This window comes from Microbacterium sp. NPDC055683, from assembly GCF_053617895.1.
Window position 1 is genome coordinate 82,629 of the sequence record NZ_JBSHGQ010000003.1, and the last position, 24,362, is coordinate 106,990.

General features: G+C 72.7%; 19 protein-coding genes. 11 read left to right on the forward strand and 8 right to left on the reverse strand.

The window, feature by feature from the left end; translation table 11 throughout:
- The first annotated feature begins 28 nt into the window (after positions 1-28).
- The 4 genes from ACWGPF_RS02355 to ACWGPF_RS02370 all read left to right on the forward strand — a co-directional run bounded on the left by ACWGPF_RS02355 (position 29) and on the right by ACWGPF_RS02370 (position 8,723).
- Positions 29-1,996 (forward strand): M13 family metallopeptidase, encoded by a 1,968-nt coding sequence (locus ACWGPF_RS02355; RefSeq protein ID WP_452331287.1) that lies wholly within the window; start codon positions 29-31, stop codon positions 1,994-1,996.
- A 23-nt stretch (positions 1,997-2,019) separates the two neighbouring features.
- Positions 2,020-3,879, forward strand: a complete 1,860-nt coding sequence (locus tag ACWGPF_RS02360) for an HSP90 family protein (RefSeq protein ID WP_452331288.1) — start codon at positions 2,020-2,022, stop codon at positions 3,877-3,879.
- Entirely contained in the window at positions 3,876-6,683 is a 2,808-nt protein-coding gene (locus tag ACWGPF_RS02365) for a hypothetical protein (protein ID WP_452331289.1), read from the forward strand. Before ACWGPF_RS02360 ends, ACWGPF_RS02365 begins: the two co-directional genes overlap by 4 nt.
- Positions 6,684-6,755: 72 nt before the next feature.
- Positions 6,756-8,723: a BCCT family transporter gene (locus ACWGPF_RS02370; RefSeq protein WP_452331290.1), complete on the forward strand. Its 1,968-nt coding sequence runs from the start codon at positions 6,756-6,758 to the stop codon at positions 8,721-8,723.
- A gap of 285 nt (positions 8,724-9,008) precedes the next feature.
- On the opposite strand, the gene ACWGPF_RS02375 is transcribed toward ACWGPF_RS02370, so the two are convergent.
- On the reverse strand, positions 9,009-10,703 hold the full coding sequence (locus ACWGPF_RS02375; RefSeq protein WP_452331291.1) for a long-chain-fatty-acid--CoA ligase: 1,695 nt from the start codon (positions 10,701-10,703) through the stop codon (positions 9,009-9,011).
- Between the two features lie 35 nt (positions 10,704-10,738).
- Positions 10,739-11,224 (reverse strand): nucleoside deaminase, encoded by a 486-nt coding sequence (locus ACWGPF_RS02380; protein WP_452331292.1) that lies wholly within the window; start codon positions 11,222-11,224, stop codon positions 10,739-10,741.
- A gap of 91 nt (positions 11,225-11,315) precedes the next feature.
- Between ACWGPF_RS02380 and add the strand changes: the two genes are divergently transcribed.
- Positions 11,316-12,368, forward strand: a complete 1,053-nt coding sequence (gene add / locus ACWGPF_RS02385) for an adenosine deaminase (protein WP_452331293.1) — start codon at positions 11,316-11,318, stop codon at positions 12,366-12,368.
- Between the two features lie 180 nt (positions 12,369-12,548).
- Here the strand turns inward: add and ACWGPF_RS02390 are convergent, their stop codons facing one another.
- From ACWGPF_RS02390 to purU, 5 genes are read right to left on the reverse strand one after another with little or no spacing between them, the layout of a single operon-like run.
- On the reverse strand, positions 12,549-13,202 hold the full coding sequence (locus ACWGPF_RS02390) for a ThuA domain-containing protein (RefSeq protein WP_452331294.1): 654 nt from the start codon (positions 13,200-13,202) through the stop codon (positions 12,549-12,551).
- 52 nt (positions 13,203-13,254) lie between these two features.
- On the reverse strand, positions 13,255-13,692 hold the full coding sequence (locus ACWGPF_RS02395; RefSeq protein WP_452331295.1) for a hypothetical protein: 438 nt from the start codon (positions 13,690-13,692) through the stop codon (positions 13,255-13,257).
- Positions 13,693-13,712: 20 nt separating this feature from the next.
- Entirely contained in the window at positions 13,713-13,895 is a 183-nt protein-coding gene (locus ACWGPF_RS02400; protein WP_452331296.1) for a hypothetical protein, read from the reverse strand.
- 59 nt (positions 13,896-13,954) lie between these two features.
- Positions 13,955-14,560 (reverse strand): class I SAM-dependent methyltransferase, encoded by a 606-nt coding sequence (locus tag ACWGPF_RS02405; RefSeq protein ID WP_452331297.1) that lies wholly within the window; start codon positions 14,558-14,560, stop codon positions 13,955-13,957.
- A gap of 17 nt (positions 14,561-14,577) precedes the next feature.
- Positions 14,578-15,453 (reverse strand): formyltetrahydrofolate deformylase, encoded by an 876-nt coding sequence (gene purU / locus ACWGPF_RS02410; protein WP_452331298.1) that lies wholly within the window; start codon positions 15,451-15,453, stop codon positions 14,578-14,580.
- A 169-nt stretch (positions 15,454-15,622) separates the two neighbouring features.
- Between purU and ACWGPF_RS02415 the strand changes: the two genes are divergently transcribed.
- The 6 genes from ACWGPF_RS02415 (at position 15,623) to ACWGPF_RS02440 (ending at position 22,815) form a co-directional block, all read left to right on the forward strand.
- Positions 15,623-17,227, forward strand: coding sequence for a pyridoxal phosphate-dependent decarboxylase family protein (locus ACWGPF_RS02415; RefSeq protein ID WP_452331299.1), 1,605 nt, complete (start codon positions 15,623-15,625; stop codon positions 17,225-17,227).
- Entirely contained in the window at positions 17,224-18,576 is a 1,353-nt protein-coding gene (locus tag ACWGPF_RS02420; protein WP_452331300.1) for a lysine N(6)-hydroxylase/L-ornithine N(5)-oxygenase family protein, read from the forward strand. The genes ACWGPF_RS02415 and ACWGPF_RS02420 overlap by 4 nt, the downstream gene beginning before the upstream one ends.
- Complete coding sequence (locus tag ACWGPF_RS02425; RefSeq protein WP_452331301.1) at positions 18,573-20,882, forward strand: GNAT family N-acetyltransferase; 2,310 nt, start codon at positions 18,573-18,575, stop codon at positions 20,880-20,882. Before ACWGPF_RS02420 ends, ACWGPF_RS02425 begins: the two co-directional genes overlap by 4 nt.
- A 93-nt stretch (positions 20,883-20,975) precedes the next feature.
- A complete protein-coding gene (locus ACWGPF_RS02430; protein WP_452331302.1) occupies positions 20,976-21,623 on the forward strand; it encodes an acyl-CoA synthetase in 648 nt (215 codons plus the stop codon).
- Positions 21,620-21,922, forward strand: a complete 303-nt coding sequence (locus tag ACWGPF_RS02435) for an amino acid transporter (protein ID WP_452331303.1) — start codon at positions 21,620-21,622, stop codon at positions 21,920-21,922. Before ACWGPF_RS02430 ends, ACWGPF_RS02435 begins: the two co-directional genes overlap by 4 nt.
- 65 nt (positions 21,923-21,987) lie before the next feature.
- On the forward strand, positions 21,988-22,815 hold the full coding sequence (locus ACWGPF_RS02440) for a nitroreductase family protein (RefSeq protein WP_452331304.1): 828 nt from the start codon (positions 21,988-21,990) through the stop codon (positions 22,813-22,815).
- 33 nt (positions 22,816-22,848) lie between these two features.
- Here the strand turns inward: ACWGPF_RS02440 and ACWGPF_RS02445 are convergent, their stop codons facing one another.
- Positions 22,849-24,300, reverse strand: coding sequence for a DUF5129 domain-containing protein (locus ACWGPF_RS02445; protein WP_452331305.1), 1,452 nt, complete (start codon positions 24,298-24,300; stop codon positions 22,849-22,851).
- Positions 24,301-24,362: the final 62 nt, after the last annotated feature.

Below are 24,362 nucleotides of genomic sequence, written 5' to 3' on the forward strand. Positions count from 1 at the left end.
GTCGGGGGCCGACCCTACGATGGTCACCATGACGGCTGAGCCCCTGACCTCCGGAATCGCGATCGACGAGCTGAGCGAGGGGATCCGTCCGCAGGACGACCTCTACCGCCACGTGAACGGCGCCTGGATCGACCGCACCGAGATCCCCGGCGACAAGGCGCGCTGGGGCTCCTTCCATCAGCTCGCCGAGCAGGCGGAGAAGGACGTCCGCGTCATCGTCGAGGAGTCGCAGGACGCGGAGCCGGGAACCGAGACGCGCAAGGTCGGCGACGTCTTCGCGAGCTTCATGGACACGGCGCGCATCGACGCGCTCGGCGCCGCGCCGCTCGCCCCGCTGCTCGCCCGCGTCGACGCCGTCTCCGACGTGCCGTCGCTGCTCCGCACGGCGGGCGAGTTCGACCGCGAGGGGCTGGGGTCGCCCATCGGCGTCTTCGTCGAGCCCGACCCGGGAGACCCGTCCCGCTACGTGCCCTTCCTCGTCCAGTCGGGCATCTCCCTGCCCGACGAGAGCTACTTCCGCCTCGAGAGCTTCGAGGCGACGCGCGCCGCGTTCCGCGGCCACATCGAGCGCCTCCTCGACATCGCGGGCGTCGCGGACGCCGCCGACCAGGCCGAGCGGGTGTACGCGCTGCAGCGCGACATCGCCGCGCACCACTGGGACAACGTGCGCAGCCGCGACGCCGTCGCGACCTACAACCTCAAGACGTGGGACGAGATCGTCTCCCTCGCCGGCGTCGACCTCGCGCCCTGGCGCGACGCCGTCGCCCCCGGCCGGCCTGAGACGTTCGCCGAGGCCGTCGTCTACCAGCCGTCCGCCCTGGAGGGCCTCGGCTCCCTGCTCGCCGCCGAGCGGATCGACGACTGGCGCGCCTGGCTGCGCTTCCAGGTCGTGCACGCGCTCGCCCCCTACCTGTCCGACGCCTTCGTCGACGAGAACTTCGCGTTCTACGGCACAGAGCTGACGGGTGTGCCGACCATCCGCGATCGCTGGAAGCGCGGCGTCTCGCTCGCCGAGGGGGCGCTCGGCGACGCCATCGGACGCGTCTACGTCGAGCGCCACTTCCCGCCGGCGGCGAAGACCGCGATGGACGAGCTCGTCGCGAACCTCGTCGAGGCGTACCGGCAGAGCATCTCGTCGCTGCCGTGGATGAGCGCCGAGACGCGTGAGAAGGCGCTCGCGAAGCTCGACGCCTTCACGCCCAAGATCGGATACCCGGTCCGGTGGAAGGACTACTCCGCCATCGAGATCGACGCGACCGACCTCGTCGGCAACGTGCGCCGCACCAGCATCGCCGAGCACGACCGCCAGCTCGGCAAGGTGGGGAAGCCGATCGACCGCGACGAGTGGTTCATGTCGCCCATGACGGTCAACGCCTACTACAACCCGCTCATGAACGAGATCGTGTTCCCTGCGGCCATCCTGCAGTACCCGTTCTTCGACGCCGACCGCGACCCCGCAGCCAACTACGGCGGCATCGGGGCCGTCATCGGCCACGAGATCGGCCATGGCTTCGACGACCAGGGCAGCCGCTACGACGGCACGGGCGCCCTCAACGACTGGTGGACGGAGGACGACCGGGCCGCGTTCGAGCAGCGCACGGCGTCGCTCATCGCGCAGTACGACGCGCTCGTCCCCGAGGGGCTCGACGGATCGCACACCGTCAACGGGGCCCTCACGATCGGCGAGAACATCGGCGACCTCGGCGGCCTCGGCATCGCCCTCAAGGCGTACGAGCTGTCGCTCGGCGGCGCGGAGGCGCCCGTCGTCGACGGCCTCACGGGCGTGCAGCGCCTGCTGCTGTCGTGGGGCCAGGTGTGGCAGCAGAAGTCGCGGGAGGCCGAGACCATCCGCCTGCTCACGATCGACCCGCACTCGCCGAACGAGTTCCGCTGCAACCAGATCGTCCGCAACGTCGACGCGTTCTACACCGCGTTCGACGTGCAGCCCGGCGACCGCCTGTGGCTGCCGGAGGAGGAGCGCGTCACGATCTGGTGAGCGGGGATCCGTAGGCTGGACGGGTGAGGTTCGAATCGGACATCCCCGACGTGCGGCCGTTCCAGGTGGATCTGCGGGGCGTCGTCGACCTGCTCAGCCGCCACATCTACTCCAGCCCGCAGGTCTTCCTGCGCGAGCTGCTGCAGAACGGACGCGACGCCATCCGCGCCCGCCGGGCGGCCGACCCCTCGGCGCCGGCGGGGCTCCTCGAGATCGAGCCGGCGGCGCCCGGCCGCCCCTTCCGCTTCCGCGACGACGGCATCGGCCTCACGGCCGGCCAGGCGGCCGAGCTGCTCTCCACCGTGGGGCGCTCGTCGAAGCGCGACGACCTGCTGCAGACGCGGCGCTCCGACTACCTGGGCCAGTTCGGCATCGGACTGCTCAGCTGCTTCATGGTGTCGGACCGCATCGTCGTGCGCAGCCGCTCGGCGACGGCCGCGCCCGCCATCGAGTGGGTCGGCGACGCGTCGGGGTCGTTCGCGATCCGCGAGCTCGACGCCGACGAGACGAACCGGATGGCCGTGGGCACGGAGATCGCGCTGGAGCCGCGCCCCGACGACGCCGCCCTGCTCTCTGCCGACCGCGTCCGCGCCCTCGCGACGCGCTTCGGGCGCTACCTGCCCGTCGCGGTCGCCGTCGTGAACGCCGACGGCACGCGCGACACCCTGACCGAGGTGCCCGCCTTCGTCGGCGTCGACGCCGCCGACCCCTCCGACTCCGTCGTCGCGCTCGGCACCGAGCTGCTCGGCCGCCGGCCCCTCGACGTCATCCCGCTCTCGGTCCCCGGCACGGGCACGGAGGGCGTGGCCTTCGTGCTCCCGTTCGCGCCGCCGCCCGGCGCCCGCCAGGCCAGCACGGTGCATCTCGGGCGCATGCTCGTCGGCGAGCACCTCGACGGGATGCTCCCGGACTGGGCGTTCTTCGTGCGCTGCGTCATCGACACGACGGGCCTGTCGCCCACCGCATCGCGTGAGGGATTCGTCGAGGACTCCGCGCTCGAGCACACCCGCGAGCAGCTCGGCGCGGCCATCCGCTCGTGGATCCTCACACAGGCGACCACGCGACCGTGGCGGTTCCAGGAGTTCCTCTCGGTGCACCAGCTCGCCCTCAAGGCGATGGCCGTGCACGACGACGAGCTCGCTCGCATCGTGATCCCCTGGCTGACGGTCGAGACGTCGGCGGGCGACATGCGGGTCTCCGAGCTGACGCGCCGCTACGACGCCGTGCGCTACGCCGAGACCGTCGACGAGTTCCGCCAGATCGCCGCCGTCGTGCCGGCAGACGCCCCCGTCGTGAACGCCGGGTACTCGTACGATGCGGCGCTGCTGAGGCGCCTGCCCGACCTGCTCGACGTCCCCGTCGCGCGCGTCACGGTGTCGGAGCTCCTCGACGAGCTGACGCCGCCTCCGCTCGCCGACAGGGCGCGGGCCGTGGCTCTCGAGGAGCGCGCGACCGCGGCTCTCGCCGAGGTCGGCTGCACCGTGTCGGCGCGGGGGTTCTCTCCCGCCGAGCTCCCGGCGCTCTGCGTCGTCGACCCCGAGGTCGTGCGCCGCATCGAGCGCGACGCCGCGAGGGAGCAGGCGTCCGGGGGCATCTGGGGCGACGTGCTGGGCGACGTGAGCGCGCTCATCGAGGCGCGTCGTCGCGACGAGGGGCGTGAGGCCGCATCCGTGCGCCTGTGCGTGAACTGGGCGAACCCGCTCGTCCAGCGCCTCGCAGGTCTCGCGGACGACCTCGTCTTCGACCGCACGGCGAAGCTGCTGTACGTGCAGGCCCTGCTTGCCTCGCATCGCCCGCTGGCGGCGGCCGACCGGCGGATGCTGACATCCGCCATGACAGACATGGTGACGCTGAGCGTCGGGATCACGGAGGAGGAGCGGTGAGCCAGTTCGGGAGCCGGAAGGGGCGGAGGATCGAGCAGCTGCTCGACGAGGCGGAGGGGCTGCCCGTCGGCCCCGAGGAGCGCGCGCTCCTCGACGAGGCCGTGCGCCTCGCCGACGAGGCGGGCGAGGAGGAGCTCGCCTACCGGGCCCGCATGCTGCTCACGCCGTCGGCCCACATGGCCGGAGACACCGACGCCATGCTGGCCTCGTTCGGATGGTGCGTCGGCAAGCACGACGCCGACCCCGTGCGCTTCCCCGTCGACCCCGGCGTGCACGTCGACCTCCTCTTCCAGTACAAGTGGATGGCCTCGCGTCTCGCGAGCAACAGCCGCTTCCCGAGGGAGCGGGTCGCGGCCATCCACGACGACATGGAGCGGCGCTACCGCGAGTCGGGCGTCGGGCAGACGGGCGTGCTGCAGTCGAAGCACGACGTCGCCCTGCTCCTCGGAGACGTGGAGGCCGCCGGCCGCTTCGTCGCAGAGCGCGACACGCTCGAGCGCGACGAGTACTCCCACTGCGAGGCGTGCGTGCGCTCGAGCGACGCGAGCTTCGCGCAGCTGCAGGGAGACGACGCCGAGGCCATCCGGCTGTGGGAGGAGATCCTCGAGCAGAACCTGTCGTGCGGCGAGGAGCCGGAGGCCGCGGAGTCGGAGATCCTGCTCCCCCTGCTGCGCGCTGGCCGGTTCGACGACGCGCTCGCCGCGCACGCGCGCAGCTACCGCTTCGCGCGCACCAACCCCGACGGCTTCCCGATCATCGAGAACCACCTCGTCTTCTGCGCCGTCACCGGCAACCTCGCGCGCGGACTGCAGCTGCTCGAGCGGCACATCCCCCAGCTCGCGCACGACCCGTACCACGAGGCCAGCCACTTCTCGGGGCTCGCGGCGGTGGGCGTCCTCCTCGACGCCGTCGTCGAGGCGGGGGAGGGCGGGACGCCCGTGCGCGGCTCCGACCATCCCACGCTCGAGCCGCTCCTGGGAGCCGCCGCCTCTCCGCGCACCGCGGCGCAGCTGCGCGACGCCGCCTGGGCGGCGGCCGAGGAGATCGCCCGCCGGTTCGACGCGCGCAACGGCAACGGCTGGTTCGCGCAGCGGCTCGCCGCGCGGCGAGCCCTCGCGTCGGCGCGGTACGACGTGCCGTTCGGAGGCGAGACCTTCGCTCCGGCCGTCGCCGCCCCCGCCGAGCCCGCTGACGCCCTCGGCTGGCTCGCCCGCGCCCGCATGCGGCTGTTCGCGGCCGACGCGGAGGGCGTGCGCGACGCCGTCGCCCGCGGACTCGCGCTCTCGGATGCCGCCGTCGACCCCGAGCTGCACAAGACCCTCGTCTGGCTGAGCCTGCAGAACGGCGACCCGGCGGAGGCCGGCGTCCATGCCGCCGCCCGCATCGAGGCGCTCCGCCGGGTCGGAGCGCACGCGCAGGCCGGCCTCGAGGAGCGCGTGGGCCTGACGCTCCTCGGCCACGGCTCGTCCGACGACATCCCCACCCTCTCCGAGGCGCTCGAGGCGGCTCGCGTCGCAGGCGCCGAGCCGGGCGTCGTCGCCGATCTGCTCGTGACGATCGCGGCGCTGCACCTCGACGCCGACCGGCCGGACGACGCCATGCCGCTCCTCGACGAGGCGTCGGCCATCCTGCCGGACGACGACCCGCAGCTGCTGCGCTTCTCGCTCACCGCGCTGCGGCTGCAGGCACTCGCCCGCGTCGGCCGCCTCGAGGAGGCCGCGGAGCTCGCCGCCGTCGCGACCGACGATCCGCGCAACGCCGGATGGCCGCTGTTCACCGAGCTGCGCCTGCGCGCGCAGCTGCTCGCCCAGTCCGGGGTGTTCGACGAGGCGCTCGCCGTCGCCGAGCGCCTGCTCGCCGAGTCGGTCGCGATCGACGTCTCGCTCGTCATCGCGCAGTCGGCGCAGCTCACCGCCATGATCCTCGCCGACCTCGGGCGGCACGACGAGGCGGCGGCCCGCCTCGAGTTCGCCCTGCGGCACGCCGAGCGCGCCGAGCAGCCCACCATCGGGCTGCGGTTCTCGCTCGCGCGCCTGCAGCTCGACGCCGGCCATGCGACGGCCGCGCTGGAGAACTTCGAGACGGTCTACCTCGACGAGAAGGCCGCGGAGACGGCGCCGTCGTCGCTGGCCGAGACGGCGCTGCACCTCGGCCACGCCGCCAGCGCGGCCGACGAGGCGGGCATGGCCTACCGGGCATGGAGCGAGGCCGTGGAGCTCGCGGAACAGGGGGAGGCGTTCGCCCTCGCGGCCGACGCCGGCTCGCAGCTCGGCGAGCTGCTGCTGCAGTTCGGCGACTCCGACGCGCTCGAGGTGCTGCAGCGCGCGCTCGACCACGCCGGGCGCGCGGACGGCTACGCCTCCGTGCCGGTGCTGCTCCACGGCATCGGGCGGGCGCGCCTCATGGGCGGCGACGAGGCGGGGATGGCCGACCTCGACCGGGCACGCGAGCTCGCGACCGCTCAGGAGGCGACGTGGTACGCCGCGAACGTGCTCGACACGAAGGGCCGCTTCCTCGTCGACCTCGGCCGGATCGACGAGGGCGTGGGAACGCTGCTCGGCGCGGCGGACGCGCTCGCCGCGGAGGGCGACGTCATGACGGCGGTGAGCGGCGAGGTCTACGCGGGGAGGGGCCTCGCCGCCGCGGGGCGCGCGGAGGAGGCCGTCGCCATCCTGCAGAGCGCCCGCGATCGGGTGCCCGTCGGCACCTCTCCGCACACCGGGATCACGCTCGAGCTCGCGGACCTGCTCGACGGACTGGGTCGCCAGGGAGACGCCGCCGCGCTGCGCGCCGCCGTCGCCTGACACATCCCGCGCGGCCCGTCAAGTCGCTTGCGAGGTTTGACGGGCCATGAGAATCGGCGCAGGATGGCACGAATGAGCGGAACTGAGAAGGACCGCCGCAGGCAGAGCGAGCCCTCGAAGCCATCGGGGGCCGCCGACGCGGCGAAGAGAATCGTCCGTGACATCGCCGACCCCGCCCCGCATGGCGTGCATCCCGCGCTCATCCCGGGCATCGGCGTCGAGCAGACGGGGCGTGATTTCCGCACCGACCGGCTCGTCTTCGGCGTGGCCGCCGTGTTCGTCGTCGCGTTCATCGCCTGGGGCGTGTTCGCGGGCGACAACCTCGCGGGCACCGCGGGAGACGTGCTGGCGTGGGTGATCGAGTACCTCGGGGTGTTCTTCACCGTCATCGCGACGGTCGTGCTGGGATTCATGCTCTACGTCGGGTTCAGCCGTTTCGGGCGCATCCGCCTCGGCCGTGACGACGAGACGCCCGAGTTCTCGGTGTTCAGCTGGATCTCCATGCTGTTCGCGGCAGGAATGGGCATCGGCCTCGTCTTCTGGGGTGCGGCCGAGCCGCTCACCTTCTTCGAGTCGCCGCCGCCCAACACGGTCGAGGCCGACACCGTCGAGGCCATGCACACGGCGCTCACGCAGGTGCTCTACCACTGGGGCCCGCAGGCGTGGGCGTTCTACGCGCTCGTGGGCGGCGCCATCGCCTACGGCGCGTACCGGCGCGGGCGCACGCCGCTCATCTCCTCGATCTTCGCGCCGCTCCTCGGCGAGAAGCGCACGCAGGGGGCGATCGGCCGCACCATCGACATCTTCGCCATCATCGTGACGCTGTTCGGCACGGCGGCGTCGCTCGGTCTCGGCGCCCTGCAGATCGGGCACGGCGTCGAGATCATCACGGGCCTCGGCAGCGTCGGCAACGGCCTTCTCATCGGCGTCATCGCCGTGCTGACGGCCGCGTTCATCGCGTCGGCCGTGTCGGGGGTCTCGCGGGGCATCCGCGCGCTGTCGAACATCAACGCCGTCGTCGCCCTGCTGCTCGCCTTCTTCGTCTTCTTCGTCGGGCCGACGATGCTCATCGTCAACGTCGTGCCGTCGGTCGCGGCGCAGTTCCTGTCGGAGTTCCTCACGATGGCCGCGCGCTCGGGATCGCAGGGCCCCGACGTGCAGGCGTTCCTGTCGAGCTGGACGATCTTCTACTGGGCGTGGTGGATCTCGTGGTCGCCCTTCGTGGGCATGTTCATCGCGAAGATCTCGCGCGGCCGCACGCTCCGCGAGTTCGTGTCGGTCGTCGTGCTCGTGCCGTCGGTGATCTCGTTCCTGTGGTTCGCGATCTTCGGCACGACCGCCATCGACCAGCAGATGAACGGCGCGGGCCTCGAGGTCGACCCGCCGGAGAGCGTGCTCTTCGGCGTGCTCGACAACCTCCCGCTCCCGGCCGTGACGACGGTGATCCTCGCCGTGCTCGTGGCGATCTTCTTCGTGACGGGCGCCGACTCGGCTTCGCTCGTCATGGGCACGCTGTCGCAGCGCGGCAACCCGGAGCCGACGCGCTGGGTCACGGTGGTGTGGGGAACGCTCGTGGGCGTGATCGCCGCCGTGCTGCTCGTCGCAGGCGGCGACGAGGGCAGCGGTCTCACGGCGCTGCAGAACGTCACGATCATCGCCGCGCTGCCGTTCGCCGTCATCATGGCGCTCATGATGGTGTCGTTCATGAAGGATCTGCGGCGCGATCCGCTCATCCTGCGCGACGAGTACGCCGAGCGCGCCGTGCGGCACAGCGTGCGCACCGGGCTCGAGGAGTACGGCGACGACTTCGCGCTCGTTCCGGCGCCCTACGACCACTCGTCCGACGACCTGGCGTGGGTCGAGCCGGTCGTCGACGAGGAGTTCACGGAGCTCTACGCGAAGACCGAGCAGATCCCCATCCAGCAGATCGCGCCGGACACCGATCCCGATCTCGGGGGCTCGGCCGCTCCCGGCGGCGACCGCATCCCCGACGAGGACCGCTTCCCCGACGGCGCAGGGACGAAGCCGCCGGTGACGTGAGCGCGGCGCGGCGCGGTGCGTTTTCACCTCGCCGCGCTCAGGCGTAAGCGCCGCGCTCAGGCGTAAGCGCCGCGCGCTTCGCCAGTGCGGATGTGAGCGAAAACGCCCCCTGGCGCCAACATCCGCACTGGCGAAGCGGCGGGGTGCGCCCCTGAGCCGTGTGCCTCGCGTTCGCCAGTGCGGATGTAGCCCTTTTGGCCGTCTGACACCGACATCCGCACTGGCGAAGCCGCGGAGCCGCCGGGACGCCGACATCCGCACTGGCGAAGCCGCGGAGCCGCCCGCTCAGCCCTCGATGAGCCGCTCTCGCACCTCGCGGCGCAGCACCTTGCCCACGAGCGAGCGCGGCAGCTCGTCGACGGCGACGATGCGGCGCGGAACCTTGTACGACGCGAGGTGCGCGGCGCAGTAGTCGCGCAGGGCGTCGGGCGAGACCGCGGCCCCCTCTCTCAGCACGACGGCCGCGGCGACCTGCTCGCCTCCCTGGCCGCGCGGCAGCGCCACGACGGCGGCCTGGTCGACGTCGGGGTGCGTGACGAGCACCTCCTCTACCTCGGTCGGCGACACGTTGAAGCCGCCCGTGATGATGAGCTCCTTCAGCCGATCGACGATCGTGACGAATCCGTCGGGCGACACCGTCGCGATATCGCCGGTGCGGAGCCATCCCCCGGGGAGCAGCGTGTCCGCCGTCTCCTGCGGCCGGTTCCAGTAGCCCGAGAACACCTGCGGTCCGCGGACGAGCAGCTCGCCCGCCTCGCCGGCGCCGACGTCCGAGGTCGGGTCGTCCGGGTCGACGACGCGGATGGCCGTGCTCGGGAACGGCACGCCGACCGTCCCGGGGCGGCGTGTCGGGCCCATCGGGTTGCCGAGCGCGATGGGCGACGCCTCGGTCATCCCGTAGCCCTCGACGAGGAGGCCCCCGCTCGCCTCCTCCCAGCGCGTGACGGTGGGGACGGGCAGGCTCATGGCGCCCGAGATGGCGAATCGCACCGTGCCGAGATCGATCGAGCCCTGCTTGGCGGCGCGCGCGAGCTGGTCGTAGATGGGCGGCACGGCGGGCAGGAAGGTGGGCGGGGTGCGCTTCGCGGCCTTCGTCACGAGTGTGACGTCGAACGTCGGGAAGAGCACGACCTCGGCGCCGATGCTGAGCGCCGTCGTGAGGCACAGCGTCAGGCCGTACGCGTGGAAGAGCGGCAGCACCCCGTAGAAGACCTCGTCGCCCTCGCGCAGCCCCGCGACCCACGCGCGGCCCTGCATGGCGTTGGCCCGCAGATTGCGATGCGTGAGCATCGCGCCCTTCGGGGAGCCCGTCGTGCCGCTCGTGTACTGCAGCAGGGCCGTGTCGTCGAGCGCCGGCCGTGCGGCGCGCCTGCTGAGCGGGCGCGCGCCGCAGAGCTTTTCGAACGTCGTCACCCGGCGGGCGGATGGCCGACGCGTGAGCTTGGCGCGCGCGTCGCGGGCCTTCGCGATCGGCAGGCGCAGGGCCATCCGCTGGGCGAAGGGCATGGCGCGCGTGAGGTCGACGCTCACGATGCCGTCGGGGCGGACGTCGGAGGGGAGCCCCGCCACCGTGTCGTGGACGGCGTCCCACACGACGGCGAACCGCGCACCGTGGTCCTCGAACTGGTGGCGCAGCTCTCGCGGCGTGTAGAGCGGGTTGTGCTCCACGACGATCGCGCCGAGACGGAGCGCCGCGTAGAACGCCACGACGTGCTGCGGGCAGTTCGGCAGCACGAGTGCGACGCGGTCGCCGGCGCGCACGCCCATGCGCCGGAGCCCGTTCGCGGCGCGCGCGACCTGCTCGCCGAGCTCGCGATAGGTCGTCGTCGCGCCGAAGAACTCGAGCGCGGGACGGCGTCCGAAGCGGCGCACGCTCGCATCGAGCATGTCGACGAGCGTCTCGTCGACCTCGTCGATGTCGGCGGGAACCCCGTCGGGGTAGGCGGCGAGCCAGGGGCGGTCGGCGTACGGCGACGTCATGCCGACACGCTACCGGCGACGGCTATGGGCGTCTCTCAGGTCCAGAAGCCGATGTGGGGCGCGGCTGCCTCGTCCTCGAGGAGGGGGCCGACGACCTCGATCGCGCGCTGGCCGCGCGCGAACACCTCGCGGCACGGCAGCGAGAACGTGGGGTTCTCGGGATGGTCGCCCGTCAGCTCCAGCAGCCGGTGCTCCGAGAGGGCGTAGACGACGCGGTCGATGCCCGTCCAGTACGCCGCGCCCGCGCACATGGCGCAGGGCTCGGCGCTCGTGAAGAGGGTGGACCCGGCCATCCCGTCGGGTCCGAGCGCGCGGGCGGCGGCGGCGACGGCACGCAGCTCGGCGTGCTGGGTGGGGTCGCCGTCGGGCGGCAGCGAGTTGTTGCCGAACGCCGCGACGACGTCTCCCGATGCGTCGACGACGAGGGCCGCGAACGGATGAGCTCCCTCCTCGCGCGTGCGCGACGCGAGAGCGATGGAGGCGCGCAGATGCGCGAGGTCGTCGGAGGAGAGATCGGTCACGGGAGCCCAGTCTGCGGTGCGTGCCGGGCGCACGACGAGCCGACGCGCCGCACGAAACGAGGTCTTAACGCGGGCTCCGTAGGGTCGCGGCATGACTCTGCACGACGCGCTCCGCCTCCTCCCGAAGGCCGAGCTGCACTGCCACTTCGTCTCGACCATGCGGGCGTCGACGCTCGTCGAGCTCGCGCGACGGCACGGGGTGGGGCTGCGCACCGACGACCTCGACGCGCTGTTCGCCTACGAGGGCCTCCCCGACTTCCTCGACGTGTTCAACGCCGCGCATGCCGTGCTCACGACGGGGGACGAGATCGCCCGCGTCGCGTACGAGGGGGTCGAGGACGCGGTGCGCGCGGGCAACCTGCGGTATCGCGAGTACTTCGTCAACCCCGACAACTTCCGCGGCGCCGGCATCGGGTACACGAGCCTCGTGGACGCGATGACGGACGGCCTCGTGCAGGCCGAGCGCGACTTCGGCGTCGGGTTCCGCATCGTCGCGGCGGTCAACAGGGCGCTGCCCGCGCGGGCGGCCGTCGACCTCGTCGAGACGGTCGTCGGCCATCCGCGCGACGTCGTCGTCGGCATCGGGATGGACGACCTCACCCCCGAGGGCACGGAAGATCCGCTGCGGTTCCGGGAGGCGTACGCGCTCGCCGCGCGCCACGGGCTGCGCCGCACCGCGCACGTGGGTGAGACCATGGCGGCATCGCCGCGGAACGTCGTCGATGCGATAGCGGAGCTGGGCGTGGATCGCGTCGACCACGGTTACCGGGTCGTCGACGATCCCGCGGCGCTCGCGACCGCGGCGGAGAGCGGAGTGCCGTTCGTGTGCACCCCCGTCTCGACGCGGATGCTGTCGGGGTGGGAGTTCGAGCCGGGTCACCGGATCGCGCGCATGGTCAGGGCCGGGCTCCCCGTCGCGCTCGCGACGGACGACGCGGTGTTCTTCCGGACCGACATCGGCAGGGAGTACGCGGAGGCGCTCCCGGCCATGGGGATCGGCTTCGCGGATGCCGTCGGCATCGCCCGGACCGGATTCGAGGCCGCGTGGTGCGACGGCGCCCAGCGCGACCGGCTGCTCGCCGACCTCCGCGCCGCGGCTCTCGCGCTGGAGGGCATCGCGGGGGAGGGCATCGCGGGTGAGTGAGGAGGCGCGTGTCTCGGTCTTCCCGGAACGGCTTGGGTCGCAGTTTCCGTCCTGAAACGGCCGTTAGGGGCCGTGAACTGCGACCTGGGCGAGGAGGCGTCTCGTTCGGGTTGCGGTTTCCGTCCTGTAGTGGCCGTTTGGGGCCGTGAACTGCGACCTGGACGGACGGAACCGCGACGGTCAGCGGGCGGCGGTGACCCAGCGGGCGAGCTGTGCGAACAGGGCGCGGTGGCCATCCGATGCCCACGACCGCTCGTCGTGGCCGAGCGCGTCGAGCGCGACGCGCGACGGTCCGTGCTCGCGCACCCACGCCGTCGGAACGATCTCGCCGTCGGCCTCGTGCCGGGCGACGACCGTGCGCTCGCCGAAGGCCTGCAGGCGCGTGTACCGCTCGTCGTCGACGGTGAAGTCGGCCACCACCGTGCCGTCGGGCAGGGTGGCGCCCTCGACCGAGATCGTGTCGAGCGGCGGGTGCCACGACAGCCCCGGAACCCACATGCCGCCGAGCGCGACGGGCCAGTCGGGGTAGTCGCGCAGCGACGAGAGCGCCGCGTGCACGCCGATCACGCCGATCCCCCGGGCGAGCGCATTGTGGAGTCCGTCGAGCGCCAGGGCGGGGACCGGCCGCGTCGTCTCCGACCGCCAGGAGTCGCCCGCGTTGACGACGAGCAGGTCGACGCCGCCGAGCGAGCCCATCGCGTGGTCGACGTCCTCGTCGATCTCGACGTCGTACCCGTCCTCCCGGAGCAGATCCGCGATCAGCGGGCTGGTCGTCGAGTACGGGTGCCAGGGATCGGCGTACCGGCCGGTCCCGGTGGCGATGAGCGCGCGCATGGGTCCGATGCTACCGACGGATGGCCGCGCCGCGCGGGGGGGGGGGGGGGGCTCAGGAGCAGGCTTCGCCCGCGGGCAGGAGGATGACGCGGTCGTGCCGCGTGGTCGTCCAGGTCATCCCCGACGCCACGTACTCGATGTCGATGGCCGCCGTCTCCGCCTTCGCGGTCGGGTCGACGAGGCGGAGACCGACGTTGACGAATCGATGCTCTCCCGCCGACACGGTGTGCTCGGCGTCGGCGGGGACGGCGTACGGATAGGCCCCGCCGATCTCGTCACCGGGCGCCGCACGGTGCCATCCGGTCACCTCGATGGCGTCCGTGTCGGATGGCCGGACATCCGTGATCTCGATGTCGCCGCCGAAAGCGGGCAGGGCGATCCCGATTCCCGCAGTGCCGTCCGCTCCGACAGGCGAGCACGTGATATCGCCGCCGTCCGGGAACTGCAGCGGCGCACATGCCCCGAGCAGCAGCGCTGTGGAGACTGCCACCACGGCGATGATCGTCCGTCTCACTTGCACGTGGTGACCTCCATCGGGGTGCTGCCTTCTTCGGTTGACGCGACGCTCGTCCAGCACTCCCCGGAGTCAGAGGATGCCACGGGTCCGTTCGCGACAAGCCATCCGAGGAACACGACCCACGCCGCGAGGGGCACGAGACTGATCGCGACCTTCGTCGATCCGCGCAGCGCCATGCCGACATCCTCTCAGGATGCGGCGGGAGGACGTCGTCACGATCGGGCGACGGTTCCGATCAGGTCCTGCGCGCGAGGATGGCCGCATGCGGCCGGTGGGCTCGGCTCGTGCGCGTGTGGGTCTCGAGCACCTCGTAGCCCGCCGCGGCGATGCGCGTGGCGAGTGCGGAGGCGGGCCAGCGATACGCCGTCACCACGGCGTGGTCGAACGGCTCGACCGAGCCGCCGGCGTCGCCGCCGAAGAACCCGATGAGAAGTCCACCGCCGGGCGCGGTCGCGTCGGCGAGGGAGGCGAGTGCGCCATCGATGTCGTCGGGGTGGTGGTGGATGAGCGAATACCACGCCAGCGCGCCGCCGAGCGAACTGGGCAGCACCTCGAGGTTCTCGGCATCGGCGACGCGGAATGCGACTCCCGGATGGGCGCGCCGGGCATGGTCGACGAATGCGGGTGTCGGGTCGATTCCCTCCACGTCCGCTCCGGTCGCGGCGAGGTGCGCCGTCCAGTGTCCGGGGCCGCAGCCGACATCGAGCACGCGCCCGGTGAGGGCCCGGGCCCAGCCGGTCACGAGCTCCCGGTCGGACGGATGGACGGACGCCATCGTGCCGAGTGCGGCGGCGTACTCGTCGGCGCGGCCTCCGTAGGCGGCGGCAGTGGCGCCGGACACGGCGGACGCCGACCCGCTCAGAAGACGATCGTGTGGTTGCCGTCGCGGACGACGCGGTCCTCGGCGTGCCACAGCACGGCCCGTGAGAGCACGGCGCGCTCGACGTCGGCGCCGCGGCGGCGGAGGTCGTCGGCCGTCTCGGCGTGCGTGACGCGGACGACGTCCTGCTCGATGATCGGCCCCTCGTCGAGATCCTCGGTCACGTAGTGGCTCGTGGCGCCGATGAGCTTGACGCCGCGCTCCTTCGCCTTGCGGTACGGGTTCGCCCCGATGAACGCCGGCAGGAACGAGTGGTGGATGTTGATGACGGGCACGCCGACCTGCGTGAGGAAGTCGCTGGACAGGATCTGCATGTAGCGCGCGAGCACGACGAAGTCGACGTTGCCCGTGAGGAGCTTCACGATCTCGGCCTCGGACTGCGACTTGTCGGGCCCGACCTGCGAGGGCACGTGGAAGAACGGCACGCCGAACGAGCGCACGTCGTCGGCGGTCGTCGTGTGGTTCGCGATCACCATCGGGATGCTCACGGGCAGCTCGCCGCGACGGTGGCGCCAGAGCAGGTCGAGCAGGCAGTGATCGTCCTTCGACGCGAGGATGGCCATCCGCTTCGGGACGGAGAGATCGCGCAGAGACCAGTTCATGCCGTAGGGCGCGAGCGTCGCCGCGAGATCGGATTCGATCTCGTCCTTCGCGACGGCGAAGTTCGACCGGTGGAACACGACGCGCTGGAAGAACCGGCCGCCCGACGGGTCGGTGGAGTGCTGGTCGAGGGAGATGATGTTGCCGTCGTTGCGCGTGATGAGCGCCGCGATCGCCGCCACCACTCCGAACTGATCGGGACCATCGACGATGAGGCAGGCGTGATCGATCAGGTCTTCCCTCTGCGGCGTCATGCGCTCCATTCTCTCAGTCCGCGGAGGCGAGGACGTCCTCGTCGGGCCGGGTGGGGGAGCGTGCTGCGCCCCGCCCCCGCGCGACAGAGTTCGTCATCCGCGCGACATAACGGGATGGACGGATTAGGTTAGGCAATCCTCATTCAATTCCACGGAGGTCGACGACACGATGGCATCACTTCTGCCGGGCACCCACGAGAACGCACAGACGGATGGCGGAGGCGGGGCGACCGCGCTCCTCACGCGCGAATCGGCGCAGGAGTACTCCGACCTCGTGCGGAGCGTGGTCGCGGGCGTCGCCGACCGGTTCCGGACGGTGCGCCATCCCTCGTCGGGAGCCGAGCGCCGCGAGCTCGACGCCCTCGTCGGCGCCGTCGACCTCGACGGCCCCGGCATCGGCAACGCCGCGGCCCTCGCCGAGGCCGACGAGCTGTACGCGCAGCACGCCGTGTGGTTCCACCTGCCGGCCTACGCCGCGCACCTCAACTGCCCCGTCGTCCTGCCCGCCGTCGCGGCGGAGACGATGCTCGCGTCGATCAACACGTCGGTCGACACCTACGACCAGTCGCTCGTCGCGACCCTCATGGAGCGGCGCCTCGTCGCCTGGACGGGCGAGCGCATCGGCTTCGCCGACGCCGACGGCGTCTTCACCTCGGGCGGGACGCAGTCGAACCTGCAGGCGCTCTACCTCGCCCGCGAGCGGGCGCTCGCCGGCGGGGCGGCGATGAGCGACCTGCGCGTGCTCACGACGGCGACGAGCCACTTCTCGATCGCCCGCTCCGCGCACCTGCTCGGCCTCGCCGCCGACGCGGTGGTCCCGGTCGGCGCCGACGCCGACGGCCGGATGGACCCGCTCGCGCTCGCAGGCGCCCTCGCGCGGGCGGATGCCGACGGCCGCGTCGTCATGGCCGTGGTCGTCACGGCGGGCACGACCGATCGGGGCGTGATCGACCCGATCGCGCCCGCCGCCGACCTGTGCGCACCGCGCGGCCTCTGGCTTCACGTCGACGCCGCATACGGCGGGGGCCTGCTCGTGTCGCCGACCCGGCGGCATCTCCTCGACGGGATCGAGCGCGCGACGTCGGTCACGGTCGACTTCCACAAGACCTTCTTCCAGCCGGTGTCGTCGAGCGCGCTCATCGTCCGCGACGCCGCCGACCTCGCCGCCGCGGCGTGGCACGCCGACTACCTCAACCCCGCCGCCGAGGCGGCGGAGGACGACGCCGACCCGAACCAGGTCGACCGCTCGCTGCAGACCACTCGCCGCTTCGACGCGCTCAAGCTGTGGGCGACGCTCCGCGCACTCGGCCCCGACCGCATCGGCCGCCTGCTCGACGACGTGTGCGACCTCGCGATCGAGGTCCGTGCCCTCCTCGACGCCGATGCCGAGCTCCGAGCCGTCGGGACGACGGACCTCAGCACCGTCCTCTTCCGATACGAGCCGGACGGTCTCGACGCCGCGACGGCCGACCGGCTCGTGCCGCTCATCCGGCGCATCCTCTTCCAGTCGGGGCGCGCCATGGTCGCGCGCACCGTCGTCGACGGAGCTCCCTGCCTCAAGCTGACGCTGCTCAACCCGCACGCGACGATCGACGACATCGCCGCGGTGCTCGACCTCGTGCGGGCAACGGCGCACGGCCTGCTCGCGGGCGACGAGCTCGCGACCCGCGAGGAGCCGCCGTGCCGCGACGTCCATCCGCGCCTGCGCCGCGTCGACGCCGCGATCGCCGCAGCAGGGCGCACGACCGCGCGCACGGACGGGGATGCCCGATGACCGCCGTGCACGACCTCGTCTGCGTCGGAATCGGGCCGTTCGGCCTCGGGCTCGCCGCGCTCGCCGACCCGCTCCCCGACGTCGACGCGGTCTTCCTCGACCAGTCCGCGGGGTTCCACTGGCACCCCGGCATGATGATCGACGGCGCGACGATCCAGGTGCCGTTCCTCGCGGACCTCGTGACGATGGCCGATCCCACGTCGCGCTACTCGTTCCTCGCCTTCCTCAAGGCGACGGGGCGGCTCTACCCCTTCTACATCCGGGAGTCGTTCTTCCCCCTCCGGGCGGAGTACGACGAGTACTGCCGCTGGGTCGCCGCCCAGCTGCCCTCGCTCCGCTGGGGCCGCCGGGTCGTCGCCGTGGAGGAGGAGGGCGACCTGCTCGCCGTCCGCGCCGAGGTGCTCGACGCCGCGGGCGCCGTCATGGGCGTCGAGACGCACAGGGCGCGGCACGTCGTCCTCGCCGTGGGCACGAGGCCCGTGCTGCCCGCGGCCATCCGCGATCTGCCGGCCGACGGCCATCCCGTCGTGCACTCGGCCGACTACCTGCCGCACCGCGACGCGCTCGTCGCGAGCGGCGCCGTCACGGTCGTCGGCAGCGGCCAGTCGGCGGCCGAGGTCTACCGCGACCTCCTCGAGACGGGCGTGCGCGTCGACTGGGTGACGCGCTCGCCGCGCTTCTTCCCCATGGAGTACACGAAGCTCACGCTCGAGATGACGTCGCCCGAGTACACCGACCACTACCGCGCCCTGCCGGGTGCGCTGCGCGAGCGGCTCGCGCGCGAGCAGCGCGGCCTGTACAAGGGCATCAGCGGCGACCTCGTCGACGACATCTACGACACGCTCTACCGGCTCTCGGTCGGCGGGCGCCCGGTGCCGACGACGCTCCTCACCGACACCGAGGTCGTCGCCGCGCGCCGCGACGCCGCGACGGGCGACACCGTGCTCGACCTGCGCCATGCGCAGCTCGACCGCCGCCACGAGCACCGCACGAGAGCGGTCGTGGCCGCGACGGGATACCGCGCCGCGACGCCGCCGTTCCTCGCGCCCGTCGCGCATCGCGTGCGGGTCGACGACCTCGGCCGGCTCGACGTGTCGCGCGACTACGCGGTCGACGATGCGCACCGCATCCACGTGCTGAACGGCGAGGAGCACACGCACGGCGTCACGGCGCCCGACCTCGGGTTCGGGCCGTGGCGCGCGTCGGTGGTGCTCGCCGCCGTCACGGGCCGCGAGCCCTACGCGATCGAGCGCCGCATCGCGTTCCAGACGTTCGGGCTGCCCGACACGGCACCGGAAGACGCACCGGGAGACGATCCCGCCGACCTGCTCCTGGAGGCCGCACGATGACCCTCACGACCATCCTCGCCCCGACGCTCGAGCCGGTCGATCCCGCACGCGACGCCGCCGACGTGCAGGCATGGCTCGCCGCCGCGCCGTTCTGGGAGATGACGGACCGCACGCCCGATCAGGTGCGCGCCTACCTCGCGTCCGTCGTGTCCGATGCGGCCCAGAGCGGATGGCTCGGGCGCGTCGACGGGGAGCCCGCGTTCTACGTCGAGACGTACGCGCCGGCCTCGCTGCTCCCGGCCGACGTGTTCGACGCGCGCCCCGGCGACCTCGGCATGCACCTCCTCGTCGCGCCCCCGGCCGCCGACCCGGTTCCCGGGTTCACCTCCGCCGTCATGGCGGCTGTCATGCGGCACTGCTTCGCGCAGGGCGTCGACCGCGTCGTCGTCGAGCCGGATGCCCGCAACACGGCCATCCTCGCGAAGAACGCCGCGGCCGGGTTCCGCGTCGTCGGCGAGATCGACCTCGTCACGGAGGGCCACGCGAAGCGCGCGGCGCTCAGCGTGTGCACGCGCGACGACTTCGCGGCCAGCCCGCTCGGCGGCGGAGAAGACCCGTTCCCGCACCTGCGCCCCGACCTCGCCGAGGCGGCGCATCGGCACCTCGTCGCGAAGGCCCTCTCCGAGCTGTCGCACGAGCGGATCCTCGCGCCCGAGCCGGCCGACGACCTCGGCGACGGATGGCGGCGGCTCGCGGCGGGCGCGTCGACCTACGTCTTCCGCGCGCGCGTGATTCCCCTCGAGCACTGGCTGGTGGACGCGGAGTCGATCCGCCGGGAGGGCGCGCGCACGCACCTCGACGTGCTCGAGCTCGTCGTCGAGCTGCAGGACGTGCTGGGCATCCCCGACGCCCTGCTCTCGACCTACCTGGAGGAGCTCGCGTCGACGCTGGCGGGAGCCGCGGCCAAGCGCCACGGCGCCGCGCCGTCGAGCGCCGACCTGCTCGACGCCTCGTTCCAGGAGGTCGAGGCGGCCATGACGGAGGGCCATCCCGGATTCCTCGCGAACAACGGCCGCATCGGGTTCTCCCTGTCCGACTACCGCGCCTACGCACCCGAGACGGGAGCCCGCACGCGGCTCGTGTGGGTCGCGGCGGCGCGCGAGCACGCGCACCTCGCCCTCGGCGAGGGGCTCGACGAGCGGTCCCATCTCGAGGCGGCGCTCACGCCCGATGAGCGCAGGGTCTTCGCCGAACGCCTCGCCGACCGCGGTCATGACCCCGACGCCTTCCACTTCCTGCCCGTCCATCCGTGGCAGGCCGAGCACCGCCTGCCCGTCACGTTCGCCGCCGACGTCGCGCGCGGCGATCTCGTGCCGCTCGGGCGCACGGCCGACGAGTACCAGCCGCAGCAGTCCATCCGCACGTTCTTCAACCGCACGCGGCCGGGCGCCCCGTACGTGAAGGTGGCGCTCGCCATCCAGAACATGGGCTTCCTCCGCGGGCTGTCGCCGCAGTACATGCGCGACACACCCGCCATCAACGACTGGGTCGCGCGGCTCGTCTCACGCGACCGGGGCTTCGCCGACGCGGGGTTCCGCGTTCTGCGCGAACGGGCGGCGGTGGGCTACACGGGCGACGTCTACCACGCCACCCGCGCGACGAACCCGCACCGCAAGATGCTCGCGGCGCTGTGGCGCGAGAACCCCGTGCCCCTGCTCGCGGAGGGCGAGCGCCTCGTCACGATGGCCTCGCTGCTGCACCGCGACCACGAGAGCGCCGCCTATGCGACGGCGCTCGTGCGCGCGTCGGGGCTCGCGCCATCCGACTGGGTGCGCGCCTACCTCCGCGCGTATCTGCGCCCGCTCGTGCACGCCCTGCTCGCCCACGACCTCGCGTTCATGCCGCACGGCGAGAACCTCATCCTCGTGCTGACCGATCACGCCGTGTCGGGCGCGTTCATGAAGGACATCGGCGAGGAGGTCGCCGTGCTCGGAGCGCGCGCCCTCCCGCCGGGGATCGACCGCATCGTGCACGAGACCCCGGGGCGAGAGAAGGCGCTCGCCATCTTCACCGACGTGTTCGACGGCGTGCTGCGCCATCTGTCAGCCATCCTCGACGCCGACGGCGTGCTGCCGGCCGATGCGTTCTGGCGTCTCGTCGCCGAGTGCCTCGACGAATACGAGGCCGAGCACCCGGATGGCGCGCGCGGCCTCTCGGGCGACGTCGACCTGCGCGCGCACACCTTCGCGCATTCGTGCCTCAACCGCCTGCAGCTGCGCAACACCCTGCAGATGGTCGACATCGCCAATCAGTCGGAGTCGCTGCTCTACGCGGGCGAGATGCCGAACCCCGTCGCACGGGCGTGAGACGGCGTCCCCCGGGGCGGGTCCCCGGGGGACGTTCCCAGGGGGACGTTCCCTAGACTGGGACTCGTCCCTTCGCACGTACGAGGTCCCACCATGCCCGCAGGCAAGCCGTTCGCGCCGAGCACGCGCCACGTGCAGGTGCTGCGCGCGCTGATCGCGGCGCTCGCCGCGCTCATGATCACGTTCTCGCCCGACCACTCCGCGACCGTGGGGCTCTCGGTCTTCAGCGGATGGGCCATCGCGACTGCCGTCGTCCTCGGGCTCGGCGCCTGGATGGTCGTGCCCGCGGGCGCGCGCACCGTGCCGACGCTGCTCGCCGTCGCGTACCTCGTCGCGGGGATGGCCGCCGGCGTCTCGAGCATGCGCGGCACGCTCCTCTACTTCGTCGTGCTCGTCGCGTGGGGCGTCGTCGCCGGCGCCCTGGAGACTGGCCTCGGCATCGCGCAGCGCCGCCGCGGCGACGGGGCGGCCGCGCGCGACACGCTCACGATCGGCATCCTGACGATCGTCGTCGCCGCAGCGACCCTCCTCGTGCCCTCGGGATACTCGCTCGAGTACTTCATCGAGGATGCGGGACGCAGCTTCACCCTCACGGGCGAGATCATCGCCGTCGGCCTGTTCGGGGGCTACGCGGCCATCGTCGCGGTGTTCCTCGCGATCGCCGGCTTCTCGCCCGCCGTCGCGGCGAACGCCGCACCCGTCAGCGGGTCGCCGGCCCGCACCCCGGAGGACCGTCCGTGACCGACAAGCCCACCCGCCGCGCCCTCATGCGCCCCGTCCAGCTGCTCGCCGTCGCGTTCGGCTCGGCGGTGTTCGCGCTGCTCGTCGGGGCCATGTCGATGGGCGCCTTCACCGCTCAGCCGGGCGAGGTCATCGCGCAGGCGTGGACGGTCGCGTCGATCATCGCGGGCGTCGTGTTCATCGTCGTGCTGCTCGTCGTCGCGATGCTGCTGCTCGTCGTCGACCCGGCCGACGTCACGAAGACGATCGACCGGCCCGTGCTGCTGCCGGACGACGAGCCGGAGAGCCGGCAGGGCTGATCCGCTCGAGACGGCGTGTGACGCGGCCGCGGCCGGAGCCTCGCGGGCGCGCATAGCCTGAGAGGGTGACCGCCCCCGACGTCAACGCCCTCCTCCGTCAGCGCTACGGCGCGAGCGCTCCCGTGCTGGCCGACCCGGCCATCCTCTCGTCGGAGGCGCTCGCCCTCCTCCTTCGCCACCGGTCGGTGCGATCGTTCGCCGACGCGCCCGTCACGGACGAGCACGTCACGGCGATCACGGCCGCTGCGCAGTCGGCCGCCAGCTCGTCGAACAATCAGTCGTGGAGCGTCGTGGAGGTGCGCGACGCCGACCGCCGCGCCCGCCTGGTCTCGGAGGCCGGCGGCAGCGCGCTCATCGCCGATGCCCCGGTCGTGCTGCTGTTCGTCGCCGACTGGGCGCGGGCGTCGGACATCGCCGGATGGCACGGCGAGCCCGCCGAGGCGGCCGCGTACCTCGAGAGCACGCTCGTCGGCTTCGTCGACGCGGGCATCGCCGCGCAGAGCGCGGTCGTGGCGGCCGAGGCGCTCGGGCTCGGCACGGTCTACCTCGGCTCGCTGCGCACGCGACCCGAGGTCTCGGCCGACGAGATCGGCCTGCCGGACGGTGCGGCGGTCGCCTTCGGCGTGGCGATCGGATGGCCAGACCCGGCCGACACGGCCGGCATCAAGCCGCGCCTGCCGCAGCGCGCCGTCCGCTCGCGCGAGCGCTATCGGCCGATCGCCCGCGAGGACGTGGAGGCGTACGAGCGCGAGCTCGCCGCCTACAACGCGACGCAGGGGCGCGCGGGCAGCTGGATCGCGCAGGTCGTCGCGCGCGTGCGCGACGTGAGGGGCCTGCACGGCCGGGAGAATGCCCGCGCCGCGCTCGAGCGCCGCGGCCTGCCCTCGCGCTGATCGGGGCCGTCCCGCGAGCGCGGGCATTCCGCCTCAGAACCGCGAGGAGCTGCCCGATCCCGAGAAGCTGCCGCCGCTCGCGCCGTAGCCGATCGTGCTGCCGCCCCCGAACGACGACGAGCTCGCGCTGCGCGACGTCTCGACCTCGCTGACACCCGCGGAGTACCCGGCCGCGAACGACACCGGGCTCCAGTAGTAGCCGGGGGTCGAGACGGTGTCGAGGATCGAGCCCGACCTCGCGCGGCCCGTGCGGCGCTGCTGCTCGAACTGCTCCTCCATGGCCTCGCGCTCGGTCTCGTCGTCGGCGTAGACGGAGATCATGGCGCGCGAGTGCTCGATGAGCAGCTCGGAGAGGCGCTCGCGCAGCCCCTCGAGCGCCCGCATGGCGTCGCCCGGCTCGAGGGATGCGTCGCGCAGACCCGCCCCCAGGCGCTCGATCTCGGCGTCGGCCGTCGCCGCGAACGCCGTGAGCGCCTGCATCGACGGCAGCCCGGCCGCCCCCTCCTGCGCGAGGTCGGGGATCGCGGCGAGGTCGTCTCGGACGGGGTCGATCTGCGCCGCCCAGGCGCGCTCCCACGTGGGCGCCTTCGTGAGCAGCGCGGCGGCGTTGACGATGGCGTCGTCGACGAAGTCCATGTCGGCGGTCTCGTCGGCGAAGGCGGTGGCGGTGCGCACGGCGGCCGAGCGCGATCTCTCCTTCTTCTCGAACCCGTCGAGGCGGTTCCGCTCCTCCACGGCCGCGTGGTAGCGGCGCGAGAAGTCGGCGAACCGCTGCTCGAGCCGCTGGGCGTACGGAGACTCCGCCGGCAGGGTGCGTGCCGCGAGCTCGGTCGTGTCGAGGTCCATCGTGACGGTCGTGAGGTGCGTCGTGCCGCGCTCGAGCTGCTCCGCGAAGCGCGACCGCCGGCTGGAGCGGACGAAGAGCACGATCATGCCGGTCGCGGCCGCTGCTCCTCCGCCGACCCATGCGGTGCCGATGACGGCGGGCGAGGCGTACCAGGGGCGCGCGACGATGTCGGCGGCCGACGCGACGCCCGCGATCATCCCCTCCGTCCACCGGCCGGAGGCGAACTCCTCCTTGGCGGCGTCCTGGATGGCGGTCTGGTCGGGTTGCGCGACGGCGAGGTCCTCGCCGAAGTAGGTGCCGACCTGCCGGCCGTCGGGATCGAGGGCGAGGATGAAGAGGCCGTCGGCCCACTTCTGGCCGTCGTCCGAGATCCACTCCGGATGGCTGTCGCGCGCGTAGGCGAGCACGAGCTCGTTCATGTTGTCGGAGGCCGTGCCGCGGTACGTGTAGAGCACGACCGTCGTCGGCACGCGGAAGTCGACCTCGGCCAGCTCCTCCTCGATCTGTGGGAGGTACAGCGTCCCCGCCGTGTCCTCCACCACGAGGTCGCCGTCGGCCGTCTCGACCGCCTGCGCCGGTGCGGCGCCGAGCACCACCAGCATCGCGGCCGCCAGCACCGCTCGCGTCCATCGGAACATGAGACCTCCCCCTGGTCGCTGTCGCCTCCACCCTAGGCGGGCGGGCGAGCGGGGGCATCCGC

What these genes read in the sequence shown, in the direction of transcription:
- add (WP_452331293.1), top strand. Translation starts at nt 11,316, where the DNA reads ATGACTCTGCACGACGCGCTCCGCCTCCTCCCGAAGGCCGAGCTGCAC.
- ACWGPF_RS02445 (WP_452331305.1), bottom strand. Translation starts at nt 24,300, where the DNA reads ATGTTCCGATGGACGCGAGCGGTGCTGGCGGCCGCGATGCTGGTGGTG.
- purU (WP_452331298.1), bottom strand. Translation starts at nt 15,453, where the DNA reads ATGACGCCGCAGAGGGAAGACCTGATCGATCACGCCTGCCTCATCGTC.
- ACWGPF_RS02390 (WP_452331294.1), bottom strand. Translation starts at nt 13,202, where the DNA reads ATGCGCGCGCTCATCGCCACCGGGACCGGCCGGTACGCCGATCCCTGG.
- ACWGPF_RS02375 (WP_452331291.1), bottom strand. Translation starts at nt 10,703, where the DNA reads ATGACGTCGCCGTACGCCGACCGCCCCTGGCTCGCCGCCTACCCCGAC.
- ACWGPF_RS02355 (WP_452331287.1), top strand. Translation starts at nt 29, where the DNA reads ATGACGGCTGAGCCCCTGACCTCCGGAATCGCGATCGACGAGCTGAGC.
- ACWGPF_RS02425 (WP_452331301.1), top strand. Translation starts at nt 18,573, where the DNA reads ATGACCCTCACGACCATCCTCGCCCCGACGCTCGAGCCGGTCGATCCC.
- ACWGPF_RS02370 (WP_452331290.1), top strand. Translation starts at nt 6,756, where the DNA reads ATGAGCGGAACTGAGAAGGACCGCCGCAGGCAGAGCGAGCCCTCGAAG.
- ACWGPF_RS02420 (WP_452331300.1), top strand. Translation starts at nt 17,224, where the DNA reads ATGACCGCCGTGCACGACCTCGTCTGCGTCGGAATCGGGCCGTTCGGC.
- ACWGPF_RS02400 (WP_452331296.1), bottom strand. Translation starts at nt 13,895, where the DNA reads ATGGCGCTGCGCGGATCGACGAAGGTCGCGATCAGTCTCGTGCCCCTC.
- ACWGPF_RS02430 (WP_452331302.1), top strand. Translation starts at nt 20,976, where the DNA reads ATGCCCGCAGGCAAGCCGTTCGCGCCGAGCACGCGCCACGTGCAGGTG.
- ACWGPF_RS02415 (WP_452331299.1), top strand. Translation starts at nt 15,623, where the DNA reads ATGGCATCACTTCTGCCGGGCACCCACGAGAACGCACAGACGGATGGC.